The 15,445-nt window shown below is 65.9% G+C and carries 14 protein-coding genes; 5 read left to right on the plus strand and 9 right to left on the minus strand.

All coding sequences use genetic code 11. The features are described from left to right. Positions 1-133: 133 nt before the first annotated feature. Positions 134-1,729, plus strand: coding sequence for a glycosyltransferase family 39 protein (locus tag RHOOR92_RS0106775; protein ID WP_027489912.1), 1,596 nt, complete (start codon positions 134-136; stop codon positions 1,727-1,729). On the opposite strand, the gene RHOOR92_RS0106780 is transcribed toward RHOOR92_RS0106775, so the two are convergent. Beyond that, positions 1,726-2,616, minus strand: coding sequence for a hypothetical protein (locus RHOOR92_RS0106780; protein ID WP_027489913.1), 891 nt, complete (start codon positions 2,614-2,616; stop codon positions 1,726-1,728). The two genes, RHOOR92_RS0106775 and RHOOR92_RS0106780, sit on opposite strands and share 4 nt — an antisense overlap. Further along, complete coding sequence (locus tag RHOOR92_RS0106785) at positions 2,609-3,679, minus strand: GNAT family N-acetyltransferase (protein ID WP_007512146.1); 1,071 nt, start codon at positions 3,677-3,679, stop codon at positions 2,609-2,611. The genes RHOOR92_RS0106780 and RHOOR92_RS0106785 overlap by 8 nt, the downstream gene beginning before the upstream one ends. Before the next feature lie 90 nt (positions 3,680-3,769). Here RHOOR92_RS0106785 and RHOOR92_RS0106790 point away from each other — a divergent pair, with 90 nt between their 5' ends. The 3 genes from RHOOR92_RS0106790 (at position 3,770) to RHOOR92_RS0106800 (ending at position 6,736) form a co-directional block, all read left to right on the plus strand. Continuing rightward, positions 3,770-4,042: a phosphopantetheine-binding protein gene (locus tag RHOOR92_RS0106790; protein WP_007512144.1), complete on the plus strand. Its 273-nt coding sequence runs from the start codon at positions 3,770-3,772 to the stop codon at positions 4,040-4,042. Beyond that, positions 4,042-5,271 (plus strand): beta-ketoacyl-[acyl-carrier-protein] synthase family protein, encoded by a 1,230-nt coding sequence (locus RHOOR92_RS0106795; RefSeq protein WP_027489914.1) that lies wholly within the window; start codon positions 4,042-4,044, stop codon positions 5,269-5,271. The genes RHOOR92_RS0106790 and RHOOR92_RS0106795 overlap by 1 nt, the downstream gene beginning before the upstream one ends. Positions 5,272-5,956: 685 nt before the next feature. Further along, positions 5,957-6,736 carry a hypothetical protein gene (locus RHOOR92_RS0106800; RefSeq protein WP_027489915.1) on the plus strand — a complete coding sequence of 260 codons (780 nt, stop codon included), beginning with the start codon at positions 5,957-5,959 and terminating at the stop codon, positions 6,734-6,736. A gap of 204 nt (positions 6,737-6,940) precedes the next feature. Here the strand turns inward: RHOOR92_RS0106800 and RHOOR92_RS18595 are convergent, their stop codons facing one another. The 4 genes from RHOOR92_RS18595 to RHOOR92_RS0106825 form a co-directional block, all read right to left on the minus strand. Beyond that, entirely contained in the window at positions 6,941-8,128 is a 1,188-nt protein-coding gene (locus tag RHOOR92_RS18595; RefSeq protein ID WP_037115020.1) for a hypothetical protein, read from the minus strand. A 143-nt stretch (positions 8,129-8,271) separates the two neighbouring features. Next, positions 8,272-9,627 (minus strand): hypothetical protein, encoded by a 1,356-nt coding sequence (locus RHOOR92_RS0106810; RefSeq protein WP_027489917.1) that lies wholly within the window; start codon positions 9,625-9,627, stop codon positions 8,272-8,274. A gap of 1,000 nt (positions 9,628-10,627) precedes the next feature. Then, complete coding sequence (locus tag RHOOR92_RS0106820; RefSeq protein WP_027489918.1) at positions 10,628-12,031, minus strand: aminotransferase class III-fold pyridoxal phosphate-dependent enzyme; 1,404 nt, start codon at positions 12,029-12,031, stop codon at positions 10,628-10,630. Positions 12,032-12,078: 47 nt separating this feature from the next. Further along, positions 12,079-12,780, minus strand: coding sequence for an MtnX-like HAD-IB family phosphatase (locus tag RHOOR92_RS0106825; RefSeq protein ID WP_007512133.1), 702 nt, complete (start codon positions 12,778-12,780; stop codon positions 12,079-12,081). A gap of 140 nt (positions 12,781-12,920) precedes the next feature. Here RHOOR92_RS0106825 and RHOOR92_RS0106830 point away from each other — a divergent pair, with 140 nt between their 5' ends. Beyond that, positions 12,921-13,703 carry a MipA/OmpV family protein gene (locus RHOOR92_RS0106830; protein WP_015447134.1) on the plus strand — a complete coding sequence of 261 codons (783 nt, stop codon included), beginning with the start codon at positions 12,921-12,923 and terminating at the stop codon, positions 13,701-13,703. Here RHOOR92_RS0106830 and RHOOR92_RS0106835 read toward each other — a convergent pair. From RHOOR92_RS0106835 to RHOOR92_RS0106845, 3 genes are all read right to left on the minus strand, one after another. Next, positions 13,677-14,429 carry a type II CAAX endopeptidase family protein gene (locus RHOOR92_RS0106835; protein ID WP_027489919.1) on the minus strand — a complete coding sequence of 251 codons (753 nt, stop codon included), beginning with the start codon at positions 14,427-14,429 and terminating at the stop codon, positions 13,677-13,679. The genes RHOOR92_RS0106830 and RHOOR92_RS0106835 overlap by 27 nt on opposite strands. Positions 14,430-14,500: 71 nt before the next feature. Continuing rightward, positions 14,501-14,815, minus strand: a complete 315-nt coding sequence (locus RHOOR92_RS0106840; RefSeq protein ID WP_007512127.1) for a non-heme iron oxygenase ferredoxin subunit — start codon at positions 14,813-14,815, stop codon at positions 14,501-14,503. After that, on the minus strand, positions 14,812-15,360 hold the full coding sequence (locus RHOOR92_RS0106845) for a GNAT family N-acetyltransferase (RefSeq protein WP_027489920.1): 549 nt from the start codon (positions 15,358-15,360) through the stop codon (positions 14,812-14,814). The genes RHOOR92_RS0106840 and RHOOR92_RS0106845 overlap by 4 nt, the downstream gene beginning before the upstream one ends. Positions 15,361-15,445 lie beyond the last annotated feature (85 nt).

Consider the following 15,445-nt stretch of genomic DNA (forward strand, 5'->3'; position numbering starts at 1 on the left):
CGGCGCCGCGGCTGCCGCCGGCATTTCACGCGGACGAAATCTTCCACCCGCAAGAATGGCGCCGCCTCGCCGCTCCGCCGATGCCCGCACGCAAGCGCCGGCGAGGATTCTCGCGCAGTTCCGGGGGGTCGCCATGACGGCAGCACCGCACACGGGTTTCATCGGCCGGTTCCGCGAGGAGCCACGGCTGCAGGCGCTCGCGGCGCTGCTTCTGCTGCTGCCGCCGGTGTTCTTCCTGTTTCCGGTACCGATCGACGAGACGCGCTACCTCGCCGTGGCGTGGAACATGCGCCTCAGCGGCCAGTGGCTGGTGCCGTGGCTGGACGGCGCGCCGTATTCGGACAAGGCGCCGCTGCTGTTCTGGCTGATCAACCTGGTGTGGGCGGTAACCGGCGTGCACGCCTGGGCGGCGCGCCTGCTGGAGCTGCTGCTGGCGCTGGCGACACTGCCGCTGCTCGCCTCGCTCGGCCGGCGGCTGGGTGCCGCACCCGCCGCCGTGCAGGCCTCGTTGTGGCTGTGGCTGGGCTGCGCCGCGTTCGCGGCGTACGCCGGCACGGTGATGTTCGACATGCTGCTCACGCTGTGCACGCTGGTGGCGTGGCGCGCCACGCCAGCGCTGGCCGGCCGGCGCTGGCCGCTCGCGGTGGTGGCGATGGCGCTGGCGCTGGGTGCGGGGACGCTGGTCAAGGGGCCGGTCGCGCTGCTGGTGGGCGGCGTGCCGGCGCTGCTGGCACCGTGGTGGCGGCCGCAGACGCGGCCGCTGGCGACCTGGCTGCGGCTGCTCGCCGCGCTGCTCGGCGCCGTGCTGCTGGCGCTGGCCTGGGCGCTGCCCGCGGCCAGGGCGGGCGGCACGCAGTACGCGGACGCGATCTTCCTGCGCCAGACGCTGGGCCGCGTGGTGCAGAGCTTCGCGCACGCCCGGCCGTGGTGGTGGTACCTGCCGATCCTGCCGGCAATGCTGCTGCCGTGGGTGGCGGCAATCGGGCGCGGCGAGGCCGCCGCAGCCGGTGGCAGCCGGATGCTGGACCGCTTCGTGGCGGCCGCGTTCGTGCCCGGCTTCGTGCTGTTCAGCCTGATCAGCGGCAAGCAGCCGCACTACCTGCTGCCGTTGCTGCCGGCGCTGACGCTGGCCGGCGGGGTTCGCCTCGGCGCAGGCCGCTGGCGCGTGGTGGGCTGGCGCGTCGGGCTGCTGCTGGCGCTGATCGGCATCGCCGTGGCGGTCGGCCTGGGCAAGCTCGCGGTCGATCATGCCGGCCGCATCGGGGCGATCGCCTGCGGCGTGCTGATCGTCGTGGTGGGGCTGTCGTTCGTGGTGGGGCGACGGACGCCGCTGCTGCCGGTGGGCCGCGCCGCGCTCGGCATGCTGGCGGCGCTGCTGCTGGGCAAGCTCGCCTTCGTGCTGGCCGCCGGCCCGCGCTACGACATCGCGGCGGCCGCCCGCCGCGTGGCCGCCGCGCAACAGGCTGGCGTGCCGCTGCTGTTCGCCGGCCCGCAGTACGGCCTGCTCACTTTCGCCGGACGGCTGACCGCGCCGATCCCGGCCACCAGCAACCCGACCGCGGTGGCCGCCTGGGCGCATGCGCATCCGCAAGGCTGGGTGATCAGCAGCGAGCCGGACTACCGCTACCCGGCCACCCCGCTGTACCGCCAGCCCTATCGCGACGGCAGCCTGCGCATCTGGCGCGCCGGCGACGTCACCGGCGCGATGGCGGCTCCATCGCGCGATTAGGGCGCGGCATCGACGCGCGCCGCGATCGCCCGCAGCAGTTCGAGATTCAGCGCGTGCTGCTGCGCCTGCCAGCCGGCGAGCTGCGCCGGGTCGATGACCGGCTGCTGGTCCAGCGCCGACAGCTTGCGCTTCCACCAGCTGCGGTAGCGGTAATGCGAGATCTCGCCGTTGATGTCGCTGCCGACCAGGCCGTGGCGCAGGCTGCCGATCAGCGCCCGCGCGTGGTCGAGTTGCAGGCGGCCCTGGTCCCAGTTGGTCCGTGCCACGTCGGCGGCGAACACGTCCTTGTCGATCGTGAGGTAGCTCGGCGCGGCGTGCGTACGCTGGAACTCGACGAACGCATCGACCAGCGCCGCGGGCGTGTCGAAACCGCGGAACGCGCGCGCCAGGCCGAACCGGCGCGCCCAGCCGGTGTCCACGCCGATACTCCAGTAGCTCAGCTTGCCGCGGAGCAGCGGCGCCAGGTAGTTCTCCCAGGCGTGACCGGCGCCGATGTCGGCGGAGGTGATGCCGAGCACGTGCACGTGGCTCACCTGCGGCAGCCGCGCCACCTTGCGCACCCACGAGCCGCAGTGCACGCCGAACGGGAAGCGCATGTTGTCCGGGTGGTTGTCCAGCACCACCACCTGGAACGGCGCCTCGCTGCGCACGCGCTCGATCAGCGGCCAACTCAGATGATGGAAGTCGCCGCTGCCGGTGAACACGGTGCCGTGGCGCTCCGGCAGCAGCTGGTCCAGCATGGTGCGGAAGCGTTGCATGCCGGACAGCGAACAGCCGAAGCGGATCGACTCCTGCCAATGCTCCAGCGGCAGCACCAAGCGATCCGGCAGCGGCCCCACCGAATGGTCGATGTCGAGCACCACGGGACGGTTGGCCAGCCTATCCATCGACCGCCTCCACCGCCGTCTGCCAGCGGCGATCGCTCTCGAAGTGACTGCCGAGCCGGCGCAGCAGCGCGCGCAGCAGCGGATTGCGCGCGTACACCGCGTGGCGGGTGAAGGTGAAGCGCGCGCCGAGGAAGGACTTCACCTCCGGGTCGGTCCAACCGGCCACGTAATGCGTCAGGCCGCGTTCGCGCGCGTAGCCCAGGTTGTGCATCCAGCTGACGAAGTACAGGTTGTGCTCGCGCGCCGCGGGGTAGGCGAAGCCGACGTACTTGTCGACCAGCTTGCCGCCGTGTTCGTAGCAGAGGTTCCAGCCGATCATCTTCCCGGCATGGCGATAGACGAACACCACGCCACCGCTGGCCGCATCCTGCAGCAGCAGACGGAAGAACGCCGCGCTGAGCCGGTCGAAGTGGATCGTGCTTTGTGCATACACGTTGTCGAACAGCGCATGGAACGCCGCCAGCGTCGCCTCGTCGCGGAAGCAGGCGTCGCCGGTGCGCAGCGTCTCGATCTCGAGGTCGGCGCGCGAGCGCAGCTTGCGCCGGATATTCTTGCGCCGGCTGTGCGAGAGTCGCGCGAGATAGTCGTCGTCCGAGCCGAAGTCGATCGGCACGAAGGCCAGCGCCTGGCCTTCCAGCAACACGAAGCCCGCCGCCGCACAGGCCGCGGCGAAGGCACCCGCGTGGGCATTCGCCGCCTCGTCCAGCAGCGGCGACTCCTGCGCAATGTCCTTCACGATCAGCAGAGCGCACTCGCGCCCGAACGCAGCCTTCAGCCCCTGCGCCAGCCGCGCCGGCGACACGCCGGCAGGCAGCGGCGCGTACTCGGTCACGGTGGTGCCGGCGAAGCGGGTGCGCCAGCGCAGCAGACGGCTCCAGTGGCGGTACAGCGGCAAGGCAGCCAGGCGACGGCGCAGTGCCTCGTCGGCGGTGGTCAAGAGGTCGAACGGCGCCACGAAGACCGGCATGCCCTGCGGCGAATGGTCCACCACGAAGCCGATCGGCGGCTCCAGCATGAATGCCGCGAGCAACGCATCCGGTTCCAGTTGCGAAATGAAAGGCATGAGTAAGCGAGTTTGCCTAGACTGTGCGCAGCCTGCACCAGACACCTTGCGCGGGCCTTCCATCACTGTCTGCCACCGAAGGACATCGTCATGACCGCAACGATCCAGCAGCAGGTGTTCGAGATCATCGCCAAGCAGGCCAAGATCGAGGTGGCGACGATCAGGCCCGAATCCACCCTGAAGGACCTGGGCGTCGCCTCGCTGGAAGCGATCGAGATGATCTTCGACATCGAGGAACACTTCAACATCAACTTCCCCGACCAGCAGGGCGCCAACTTCGACACCGACACCGCGCAGAGCCTGGTCGACGCGGTGCAGAAAGCGCTGGACGACAAGGCCGCCACGGGCGAAGGAAGCAAGTGATGCCGACCGTATCGACGCGCCGGGTGGTGATCACCGGCATGGGTGCGATCAGCCCGCTGGGCGTGGGCGCCGCGGCACTGTGGCAGGGCCTGCGCGAGGGCCGCAGTGCGATCGGCCCGCTGCGGCACCCGGATGCCGAACGCCTGCGCGTGAAGGTCGCCGCCCAGGTACCGGAGAGTTTCGACCCCGCCGCCCACATCGACGAGCGCACCCTGCCCCTGCTCGACCGCACCTCGGAGTTCGCGCTGCACGCGGCGCGCGAGGCGGTGGCGCAGTCCGGCGTGGACTTCGCCGGCGGCCTGGGCCTGCGCACCGCGGTGATCGTGGGTACCGGCGTGGGCGGCGAGACCACCCAGGACGAGCAGAGCCGGCGCCTGTATGCCGAGAACGCACAGCGCGCGCACCCGCTCACCATCGTGCGGCTGATGACCAACGCCTCGGCCAGCCAGATCAGCATCGCGTACGGCCTGCACGGCCCCACCTACGCCGTGGCCAGCGCCTGCGCCTCGGCCAACCACGCGATCATCCAGGCCGCGCAGATGATCCGTTACGGCATGGCCGACGCCGCCGTCACCGGCGGCACCGAAGCCTGCCTCACCTACGGCGCGCTGCGCGCATGGGAGGCGATGCGCGTCGTGGCCGACGACACCTGCCGTCCGTTCAGCGCGAACCGGCGCGGCCTGGTGCTCGGCGAAGGCGCCGGCATCTTCGTGCTGGAATCACTGGAGCACGCGCAGGCGCGTGGCGCCACCATCCTCGCCGAACTGGCCGGCACCGGCATGAGCGCCGACGCCAGCGACATCGTGATGCCCAGCGCCGAAGGCGCCGCTACGGCGATGCGCCTGGCACTGGCAGAGGCCGAACTGAACCCGCAAGACGTGGATTACATCAACGCCCACGGCACCGGCACCCAGGCCAACGACGTCACCGAGACGCGCGCGATCCGCCTGGCCTTCGGCGCGTACGCCGACCGCCTCGCGGTGTCCTCCACCAAGTCCATGCACGGCCACGCGCTCGGCGCCTCCGGCGCGCTGGAACTGGTCGCCGCGATCGGCGCGCTGCGCGAGAACGTGGTGCCGCCCACCGCCAACCTCAACCAGGTCGACCCTGCCTGCGACCTCGACTACGTGCCGAACGTGGCGCGCGAGATGCCGGTGCGGGCGGTGCTCAGCAATTCGTTCGCGTTCGGGGGGTTGAATGCGGTGCTGGCGTTGAAGCGGGCGTCCTGAGTGACGGCGCCCCAAACAAGTCCGCCTCTCCGCTCGTCATTCCTGCGAAGGCAGGAATCGCGCTTCAGCCGTCGCGCAAGACGACGAATGCCCTGTAGGAGCGCGCTTGCGCGCGATGCTCTTGCTTGGCGCGACGGCATTTGAGAGCAAGAGCTTTCGTCTGCCTACGGCAGCCGAGTTACTTTCTCTTTGCGTGGCCAAAGAGAAAGGTAACCAAAGAGAAAGGCCACCCCGCTTGGCGCTTGCCGGGCATCGGGCAACTGCTCCCTGCGTTGCCTCAACTCGGGCATCCATGCCCTCGCCTGCCCGGCAAGTCCGTGAGCCGGGGCCGGGCTTTTCGACAGGGCATCCTGCCCTGGCGAAAAGGAGCCGACATCCTTGTCGGCTCCCGCTGCGCGGCCTGTCGACCCCGCCTCACCGCCGCACAGGGGCCCCGGTAGAGCAGCGGGCCATCCTGGCCCGCACTTTTGGAGAAAGCCGGAGCAAAGCCACAGCACCGCGCGCGAACTGTCACGTTCCCCACGAGGGCAAGAGCTCCAAAGCCAATTGCTGATCGACCGCTTGCGACCCAAAGCGGACCTATCATGGGGTGGCTTGTGGATGCGGTGACCATGTCCGGAGGTCGGAAGGGAATGCCGTCACTGCCGCTATGCTTCGGACATCCTAAATTTGGAATCTGAGCCGCATGCTGATCGAACGCGACGCGAAGGAGTTGAGTCGTTATCAGGCCTTCCTGGAGGCCAAGCGTGCCATTGCACCGCCGACTCAGGGGAACTTTGCCACTTATGAAGACGACAAGGGTGGCCCCTACGATGGGCACTGGCTGCCTTACGTCGAGTTGCGGCAAGAGGCCGGCATGGCGCTCCCCAACGCGATCAACGAACTGACGATGTACATCCACGACCTAATGGCGTGGGACAAGGCAACCCAGGGACTTTGTGAAGACGATCTGTTCGAGATCGCCATTGCCTTCGTCGATCGACTTGCCACCGTCGCTATGAATCTTCCTTATGTCATCCAGCAGCGGATGCTCTACGCCGTGGCTCACCTTTGTCATCTAGCCAACCACGCGAAAATGGGTAGCGCATGGGTGGATGACCTTCCCGAGGATAGAAAGATCAACGGGGCGATTTGCGACAAGTATGGCAATGGATGGGTGGCTTTCCCCACACTTCGAAGCGCAGTGAACCTGCTCAACGACGGAGGCTATCAAGCGGATACCGAATATTTCCGTGAGCGTTACACCCATCGGCTCCCGCCTCGTGTCCTTTGGGGCATGCACAGCATGTATTCGCGAGAAAAGCTGCCCAAGGGAGCGGCGTACGGTTTTGGCGGACGACCAGCTATGCCTCTCGCCAAGGTCGTGGCAGCGCTTGGGCGGCAACGGAATCTGGCATTGGCAGCGCTTGAGGCCTACCGCGCCCTCGTTGACGAACACATGGCGCCCCTCCAGCCAAGACCATAACTTGGCTTGGGGCGACCGGTATCCATTTTCGACTGCGGTCATTTATGCACTTGGCGCCCCGAGTTCCAACTGTCTGGTCTGCCGCGAGAAACTCACCAGCTGCTCGCGACGCCTGCGAGAGGTAACGCAGCTCCGGCTTAGTTGCCGAGGGGCAAAGCGATCGCGAAAGACGTCTAGGTTGCTATCGAGTCTGGCTGCACCGACTCAGACCGCTGTATTGAGGTCGGCTTCACCGTCGTCAGGCGTGAACATGTTGACCAAGCGCCGGGAGAACAGCACACCGAACTTTCCTCTCCCTTCGTCAAGGGCGAGGTCACGTTGCTCGGATACTTGTTCGATGAACTTGCGTGTGGTCGGAGTCATGTGCGACTTCAACTGGTCCACCATGCTGTCTACAACTTGGACTTCGTTCGCCAAACGGTGCAGGCCAACCGCTTGAATATCAACACCGACAGTGCGCTCCCATAGCGACCGGTAGCACTTGAAGACGGGCACACGGCCATTGAAAAAGACCTCGTTGAACTTGAGTTTCTCAAGTACAACATTGCCATGAAGCAGGTCGTTTCTTTCGTTCACCAGTGTGTGATATGCCTTGAACGCTGCGTGCTTGTAATCCACAGGGGATTCGAAGCCTACGCAGGTCATCGAAAGACTCTTGATGCGAACGTCGATAGGCTGGCGGATGGCGTTGTCTCGCAGTCTTTCGTCGGACTTTATTTCCGGCCGCATGAGAGCGAATAGCAGAAGATTGACAAACGCTTCGGCCATTACCGGGAGCATAGACCGGATGCCGAAGCACAAGCCAAGGCCTTTCGAATACCTTGCACTCACCTCAGACCAGTCGGCGTCACACACTTGTTGAACGCTCGTAATGTCCGGAATTTCCTCGTCCTCGGGCCGAAGTTTCAAAGCGTCTAGTTCGCGGAGAAGCGAGTCGACAGAACTGCGAATTCGCTGATATGGGTTCACGAATTCGGTCCAGTCTTCGAGCGACCTTCGCAACTGAGCCATCTGTTGTCCGTGACTCGCGAAGTCAGCCTTGATATGGGCAGCGAGATTTGCCATGTCGGCCTGATTGATGCCGGGAACATCAAGAAAGACGACGGCTGTCCGGAAGTTCATGCCCTGGAACAGCACCCAACCGGTGGAGATCCGTAGCATCCATTCCCAGTGGATCAGGTTGTCCGAGCTATCATTCCGCAAGAAATTTTGCGGGCCGTTCGGAAGACCGAATCGAGCGCGGAAATAGCAGTACAGATCGCTTGGTGCGACCTCGTTCCCGAGGGCACAAAACGTCGACTGCGGCGATCGATCCTTGCGCTGCAGCTCAGCGAGGATGTCAGTGAACGGTGGGCACTTGAGTTCAGCAACGAAATCGGCGGGAAGTGTCATAGCAGTTGCTCGAAGAAAGAGCCAAGAATGCACGGCTCTGAAGGGCTAGAGCAGCGGCGGTTCATGGTTTGCGTAGCGTCTGGTCCTGACATGTAGCTGGCATCGGGAAGCGGTTCCCGGGTGGTCTCCCTGTGGACTGCTGGTCAGCTCCCGACTCCGGCCGCAAGGGGCTCCGGCATCTCGTCAGAGCTTTCCAAGTAGCCGCGGATCACCGAAGCCGGTCGCTGCCCGTGGAACAGTGCCCGGAAGATGATGCCACCGAGCAGCAGCATCTCCCTGCCTTCCAAGCCAAACATCACACCCTTGCCGTCGACTAGGACGGGGTCCGCGTGCATCCGGCGAGCTTCGGCCAGTTCTTTGCGCGTGGCCACGCGGGCATCGAGTCCAGCGCTTTCGCATTCATGGATCAGGTCCGGAACACTGACGGCCACGCACACATTCAATCGTCCGAATAGCAGGTCGAACATTGTGTCGACCTCCAGCCGTCGCGAAAAAATCGGCGGCGCAAGTGGGTGATTCATACAGTCCGCAAGCCGAATAATGCAAAAGTCCTTCTTCAAGTCGCGCACAAGGCCTAAGGCTCCCAAGAAGGCAAAATGCCCCTGCTTGCTCCACGGGTCGCCCCAGTACGCGCCCATGAACAGCGAGCCTTGGACCTCGTAGGCCCAGTTCTTCTCCCGCGCCCGCTTAATCAACTCGTTCAGCGCCTCGTCCCAGCTTTCCATGTCAACGGCCCGCTCTGGGATAGAGACGTCGATTCTCGTGTCCGGGTCCTTGGCAAAACCCTTGCCCATCACTTCGCCGATGAACGCCATTCGGGCTTCCTGTCGTATCACGCGTTCGAACTGCTTGAGGGTGTGCGGCGGCTCAGTTTGGGTAAGGATCTCCCGAAACCTCTCGCAGCCCGACTCTTGGTAGAAACTCACCAAGTCCAAGACGTGCTTGTTGTGCTTACCCTGCTTCACCTCAATTAGCGTCATTCTCCTGCTGGGTGAAACACACATCAGGTCGCCTACCTGGATGAAAGACGTCAGGTCTGTAATCAAGGGCATGCAGCCCGGGTCTCGCTCTCGAATGGCTCGGGTAGCGGCCACCACCGACTCAAAGTTAGATTGGGCTAGGTCCGGCTGCTTCTGCTCACGATATAGGCGCCTCGCGTAGCACAGCTGGCCACCAATCATCGCCCAAGCGATCGAGTCAGCCACGCCGCGGAAGAGGATGGTCTCGGAGACGTCTAGCGGCACGCCGGTGAGGATGCGCTCGACCATCCGCTCCTGAGCCTTATACATGCCGTCATGTGCCAGCACGTGGAACCTGTGGCGGAAGTCGGTATCGTCCTTCAGCCGTTCAGGGGTCAACTCAGGCCACAGTTCGCGGCTCCCGGCACTGGCGAGTTCGACCAGCTCCCTTGCTAAGGGTTCCAACTCCGGTTGGAGACGGCGCAGTCGCAGCTGCTCTTCCAAGTGGGTGGGGATCTTGGGTAAATCTTTCTCGTCCATGAAAATCCCGGTGCGGCGGCGTCGTTCAGGGAGATACTAACAGCGGACCTAGGCTAGGTATCCGACCAGAAGCCCGCAACAAGTGAATGCATCTGTCGAGGATGCAATGACTCCGTTCGGTTTGGTACAGGAGAGAGGACGTCCGCTTCTGGCCGATAGAGAACGTTCCCTTTGCCGCCGCGCCCTGCTCTCGCGACTGCGAAGCGGCTGCGCACCGAGTGCGCGCCAGGATGGCGCGCTGCTCTACCCGGGGCCCCTGTGCGGCGGTGAGGCGGGGACGACAGGCCGCGCAGCGGGAGCCGACAGGGATGTCGGCTCCTTTTCGACAGGGCAGGATGCCCTGTCGAAAAGCCCGGCCCCGGCTCACGGACTTGCCGGGCAGGCGAGGGCATGGATGCCCGAGTTGAGGCAACGCAGGGAGCAGTTGCCCGATGCCCGGCAAGCGCCAAGCGGGGTGCTCTTTCTCTTTGGCTACTTTCTCTTTGGCTACTTTCTCTTTGAGCACGCAAAGAGAAAGTAGCTCGGCTGCCGCAGGCAGACGAAAGCTTTGGCCTGCCTGGAAGCTCCGTCGCAGGCATGACGTGCGATGCCTGCCTTCGCAGGCATGACGAGCATGGGGGCGCGGCAGAGAACTGGCCGTCGCAGGCATGGTGGATGAAATGCGATGCCTGCCTTCGCAGGCATGACGAGCATGGGGGGCGCGGCAGAGAACTGGCCGTCGCAGGCATGGTGGATGAAATGCGATGCCTGCCTTCGCAGGCATGACGAGCATGAGGGGCGCGGCAGAGAGCTGGCCGTCGCAGGCATGACGGATGAAATGCGATGCCTGCCTTCGCAGGCATGACGAGCATGGGGGACGCGGCAGAGAGCTGGCCGTCGCAGGCATGGTGGATGAAGTGCGATGCCTGCCTTCGCAGGCATGGCGGGGAGAGGGAGAAAGTCGCGGACATGAAAAAGGCCCGGCAGTCGCCTGCCGGGCCTTCCATCCGCTATACGCGTATCAGCCCTTCTTCGCCTTGGTCAGCAGCTGATCCAGCAGGCTGATCGCCAGATCGATCTCCTCGTGCGTGATGTCCAGCGACGGCGCGAAGGTGATCACGTTCTTGTACCAGCCGCCCACGTCGAGCACGAGGCCGATCTTCTTGCCGTTGTGCGTGAGGTCGCCGGCCAGGCCGATGTCGACCATGCGGTCGAGCAGCGCCTTGTTCGGAGTGAAGCCGTCCTCCGTGCAGATCTCGGCACGCAGCGCCAGGCCCAGGCCATCCACGTCGCCGATTTCCTTGTGCTTCTTCTGCAGCCCGCGCAGGCCTTCGAGGAAGTGCGCGCCCTTCACTGGCACGGTCTTCTCGTAGTCCAGCTCGTAGCCCATCTTGATCACTTCCAGACCCAGCGCGGTGCCCAGCGGGTTGGAGTTGAACGTGCTGTGGGTGGAGCCCGGCGGGAAGATGGTCGGGTTGATCATCTCCTCGCGCGCCCACAGGCCGGACAGCGGGTTGAGGCCGTTGGTAAGCGCCTTGCCGAACACGATCACGTCCGGCGTCACGCCGAAGTGCTCGATCGACCACAGCTTGCCGGTGCGCCAGAAACCCATCTGGATCTCGTCCACCACCAGCAGGATGCCGTACTGGTCGAGCACCTTTTTCAGGTCCTTGAAGAAGTTCATCGGCGGCACGACGTAGCCGCCGGTGCCCTGGATCGGCTCGACGTAGAACGCGGCGTATTCGCACTGGTTCGTTTTCGGATCCCACACACCGTTGTATTCGGTCTCGAACAGGCGCGCGAACTGGTTCACGCAGGCGTCCGAGTACTCCTCCGCCGTCATGCCCTTCGGGCGGCGGAACGGGTACGGGAACGGCAGGAACATCGCGCGCTCGCCGAAGTGGCCGAAGCGGCGGCGGTAGCGGTAGCTGGAGGTGATCGACGAGGCGCCCAGGGTGCGGCCGTGGTAGCCGCCCTCGAAGGCGAACATCAGGCTCTTGCCGTTCTTGTAGTTGCGCACCAGCTTGAGCGAATCCTCGATCGCCTGCGCGCCGCCCACGTTGAAGTGCACGCGGCCGTCCAGGCCGAACTTCTTCTTCGCGTCCAGCGCCACCGTCTTGGCCAGCTCGATGCGGGTCTGGTGCAGGTACTGGCTGGCCACCTGCGGCAGCAGGTCGATCTGGCGCTTCAGCGTGTCGTTGAGGCGCTTGTTGCCGTAACCGAAGTTGACCGCCGAGTACCACATCTGCAGATCCAGGAACGGCGTGCCGGCGGTGTCGAACATGTAGCTGCCTTCGCCGTGGCGGAAGATCTTTGGCGGGTCGACGTAGTGCACGGTGTCGCCGAACGAGCTGTACTTCGCCTCGTCGGCGAGCAGCTCGGCGTCGTCGATCACCACGGAAGCGTTCTTGTCGAAAACATTCATCGGGAGTCCGGAGTCGGAGAGCGGGGGATGGGTGGCAAGGCGACCGCTCAGGCTGTCGTCGCCGATGCGGTTGCGGTGGGATGGCCGGACAGGCTGCCGTCGAGCAGTCGCGGCAAGAACTCGAGCGCGTCCTCGAAGCCGGTGATCGGCACGTAGGGGATGCCGGCGGCGCGGCAGTGCTCGATCAGGCGGTGCTTGGCGAACACGAAGTCGACGCGGTCGGCAGCGCAGAAATCCGAGGCGCCGTCGCCGATCAGCAGGGTCTTCGCCCCCGTCTCGCGGGCTTGACCCACGCAGGCGCACTTGCAGGTGCCGCTGCGGCAACCGTCCGCCTGGAACGGCGAGGTCAGCTGCCACTGCCGCGGCGGTTCGGCCGGCGCCAGGTGGTTCGCCGCCAGCGGCAGGTCGTCCAGGCCGTAGCGGGCGAGGATGCGGTGGATCGCATAATCGAGGCCGTCGCTGACCACGCGGATCGGCACGCCGAGCTCGCGCGCCTTCGCCACGAAACCCGGAAACGCATGGTCGATCCACATCTCGGCCAGGTGCGCATCGAGTTCGGCGCGGCTCATCTGCAGCAGGTCGACCTGGCCGGCCATGCACTCGCGCGAACCGATCCGGCCGGCGCGCCAATCCTGCTCCAGCACTTCCCAGCCGGGACGACCGAAACGATCGAGCAGCGAGTCGATCACATCCTCGACGGAAATGGTGCCGTCGAAATCGCACAGGATGGTCCAGCCGGAAACGGGCATCGTCGGCACACTCGCATGGATGATGTGGTGCAGCCTAGGAACGCTGTCTTTCGGCGCCCTTTCCCCTTTCCGAACGGATGCTGAGCGTACGCACCGTGTCGCCCGCTGAAGCACGCCGGCAGCCCGTATGCTGCCACCCCATGCCGAACCACTGCGCCATCCCGTTGCAACTTGGCCTGCTGCTGGCCGCGTGCCTGCTGTGGCTGCCGGGCTGCACCGCAGCGGCCGAGCCGACCACGCTCGCTGTCGGCGTCGGCATGCAACGCATGCCCAGCTGGCCCGGCGCCAGCAACCAGCACAGCGAGCCGCTGCCGTACATCGACATCGAACTGCCCGGTCGCGGCAGCTTCTCCACCCTGGACGGGCTGCAGATCCAGCTGGTCCACGGCGACACATGGCACGCCGGCATCCATGGCGATTACCAATGGGGTCGCTCGCGCGACGACCTCGGCAGCCTGGGCGGGAAGATCCCGTCGCTGGCGCCGCGGATCAACCTGGGCGGCTACCTCGAATGGCAGCTCAACCGGCAGCTCGACGTGGGCGGCAGCCTCCGCCACGACATCAACGGCGCCGGCGCCTATCTGGAGCTGTATGCGGAATGGGACCCGCCGCCGATCGGCCTGCTGGAGCAATCCTTCGAGTTGCACTGGCAGGCGATGAACGCGCCGGCGATGAACCGCTTCTTCGGCATCGGTCCGCAAGCCGCGCGCGCCTTGTCGGTGCGCGCGTGGCAACCTGGCGCCGGCAGCCAGCTGGCCTCGCTGGAGTACAACCTGTTCATGCCCACCAGCCGGCACACCGGCATGGCGCTGGCGCTGGTCTACGGGCGCTTGCTCGGCGATGCTGCCGACAGTCCGCTGGTCACCCGTTACGGCTCGCGCACGCAGCTGTCGGAATCACTGGCGTTCGTCTACCACCTGTGAGGCCACGCGCGATGTCGGCAAGGCCAGTACCAGCAACAGCATCAGCAGGTGTGCACCGATGGACAGACAGGGAGCCATCCGCGCATCCACCACGGTCGCGGGCAGCGTGGCATCGACCACGCCGTTGCCCAGGTTCCAGCCCCAATGCAGGCCGACCGCTGCCCACAGGCTGCCACTGCGCCACAACGCGGCGGCATAAGCCAGCCCGAAGCTGAACAACGTGAACCACTCCAGCGGGCCGTCGGCAAGACGGTAGATGTGGTTGAGCACGTAGATCGTGCTGGATGCCAGCACGAACACCACACCGCCGCGCCAGTGCACGCCGGCGGCGCGATACCAGAAGCCGCGGGTCAGGATGTCCTCGGCCAGCGATGCCACGAAGGTGGAAAGCAACAGCAACGGCAGCGCGGACAGCAGGCTGGCCACGCCGCCGCTGGCTGTCTGCGGGTCGGGCGCATAGACGCCCCAGGCCAGGCCGAGCCGCACTGCGGCAAACTTCGCCAGCACGGCCAGCAACAAGCCGGCTGGCAACCATGTCTGCCAGCCATGCCTAAGGGTCAGCGCGTACGCGCCGTAGCCGCGATAGCCGAGCCAGCGCGACAGCGGCCAGGCCACCAGCACGCACGAGAGCATCAGGCCGGCCTGCACCGGAAAACTGTGCAGCCAGCGTCCGCCGACGCCTTCGGCCGACTGGTACAGCAGCCACAACACGACGAATGCGAGCATCGCCCGCCAACGGTTCTTCACGGCTGCCCCTGCCCCATCACCACCGGCAAACGCCAGCGGCGCGCAGGATATCAGCGATCGTCGCGGGTCCAGATCGCGCCGTCGTCCTCGCGCACCGGGAAACTGGCGATCGGCTCGTACGCCGGCGGTTTCGTCACCGCGCCGGTGCGCAGGTCGAAGCGGGCGCCGTGGCGCGGGCATTCCACCTCGAAGCCGAACACCTCGCCACCGGCCAGATCGCCGCCGTCGTGGGTGCAGATGTCCTCCACCGCGTACAGCGCGCCGTCGATGTTGTACACCGCGATCGGCGTGTCGCCGTCCCACACCACCTTGTACTCGCCCGGCAGGAAGTCGCTGCGCGTGCCGACCCGTACCCAGCCGTTCATGCCGTCACCTCGTCGAAGTCCTTGCGCAATACCTCGAAGCGCAGATCGTCGCGGCGCGGGATGCCGAAACGCTCGTCGCCATAGGGGAACGGCTGGTACTCGCCGGTACGCCGGTAGCCGCGGCGGCCGTACCAGGCGATCAGTTCCTCGCGCTGCACGATCACCGTCATGCGCATGCCGCGGCAATGCCACTCCTCGCGCGCGATCCGCTCGGCCTCGGCCAGCACCTGCTTGCCGAGGCCACCGCCCTGCCCGGCCGGGTCGACCGCGAACATGCCGAAGTAGCCGTTGTCGCCCTGGCGTTCGATGTGACAGCTGGCGACCAGCCGGCCGTCGCGTTCGGCCAAGAGGATGCGGCTGCCGGGCCGCCCGATCAGCGCGCGCACATCGGCCGCATCGGTACGCTGGCCGTCCAGCAGGTGCGACTCGGTGGTCCAGCCGCGCAGGCCGGATTCGCCGCGGTACGCGGATTCGACCAGGGCCACGATGGCATCGACGTCGGCAGGGGTCGCCGCGCGGAAAACGGGAAGGGTTTGTGCGCTCATCGCCGCGATGATAGTGCGCCGCAGGGCGAGCCCACTATGACCTGGAACAGGCAGCCGGGCGTGACCTTCGACACTGGGCAGTTCC

Source organism: Rhodanobacter sp. OR92 (assembly GCF_000427545.1).
Lineage (GTDB): Bacteria > Pseudomonadota > Gammaproteobacteria > Xanthomonadales > Rhodanobacteraceae > Rhodanobacter > Rhodanobacter denitrificans.

Coding starts and splice junctions, on each gene's coding strand:
- RHOOR92_RS0106830 (WP_015447134.1), top strand. CDS start 12,921: ATGCCGAACCACTGCGCCATCCCGTTGCAACTTGGCCTGCTGCTGGCC.
- RHOOR92_RS0106845 (WP_027489920.1), bottom strand. CDS start 15,360: ATGAGCGCACAAACCCTTCCCGTTTTCCGCGCGGCGACCCCTGCCGAC.
- RHOOR92_RS0106825 (WP_007512133.1), bottom strand. CDS start 12,780: ATGCCCGTTTCCGGCTGGACCATCCTGTGCGATTTCGACGGCACCATT.
- RHOOR92_RS18595 (WP_037115020.1), bottom strand. CDS start 8,128: ATGACACTTCCCGCCGATTTCGTTGCTGAACTCAAGTGCCCACCGTTC.
- RHOOR92_RS0106800 (WP_027489915.1), top strand. CDS start 5,957: ATGCTGATCGAACGCGACGCGAAGGAGTTGAGTCGTTATCAGGCCTTC.
- RHOOR92_RS0106795 (WP_027489914.1), top strand. CDS start 4,042: ATGCCGACCGTATCGACGCGCCGGGTGGTGATCACCGGCATGGGTGCG.
- RHOOR92_RS0106780 (WP_027489913.1), bottom strand. CDS start 2,616: ATGGATAGGCTGGCCAACCGTCCCGTGGTGCTCGACATCGACCATTCG.
- RHOOR92_RS0106785 (WP_007512146.1), bottom strand. CDS start 3,679: ATGCCTTTCATTTCGCAACTGGAACCGGATGCGTTGCTCGCGGCATTC.
- RHOOR92_RS0106820 (WP_027489918.1), bottom strand. CDS start 12,031: ATGAATGTTTTCGACAAGAACGCTTCCGTGGTGATCGACGACGCCGAG.
- RHOOR92_RS0106775 (WP_027489912.1), top strand. CDS start 134: ATGACGGCAGCACCGCACACGGGTTTCATCGGCCGGTTCCGCGAGGAG.
- RHOOR92_RS0106835 (WP_027489919.1), bottom strand. CDS start 14,429: ATGCTCGCATTCGTCGTGTTGTGGCTGCTGTACCAGTCGGCCGAAGGC.
- RHOOR92_RS0106810 (WP_027489917.1), bottom strand. CDS start 9,627: ATGGACGAGAAAGATTTACCCAAGATCCCCACCCACTTGGAAGAGCAG.
- RHOOR92_RS0106790 (WP_007512144.1), top strand. CDS start 3,770: ATGACCGCAACGATCCAGCAGCAGGTGTTCGAGATCATCGCCAAGCAG.
- RHOOR92_RS0106840 (WP_007512127.1), bottom strand. CDS start 14,815: ATGAACGGCTGGGTACGGGTCGGCACGCGCAGCGACTTCCTGCCGGGC.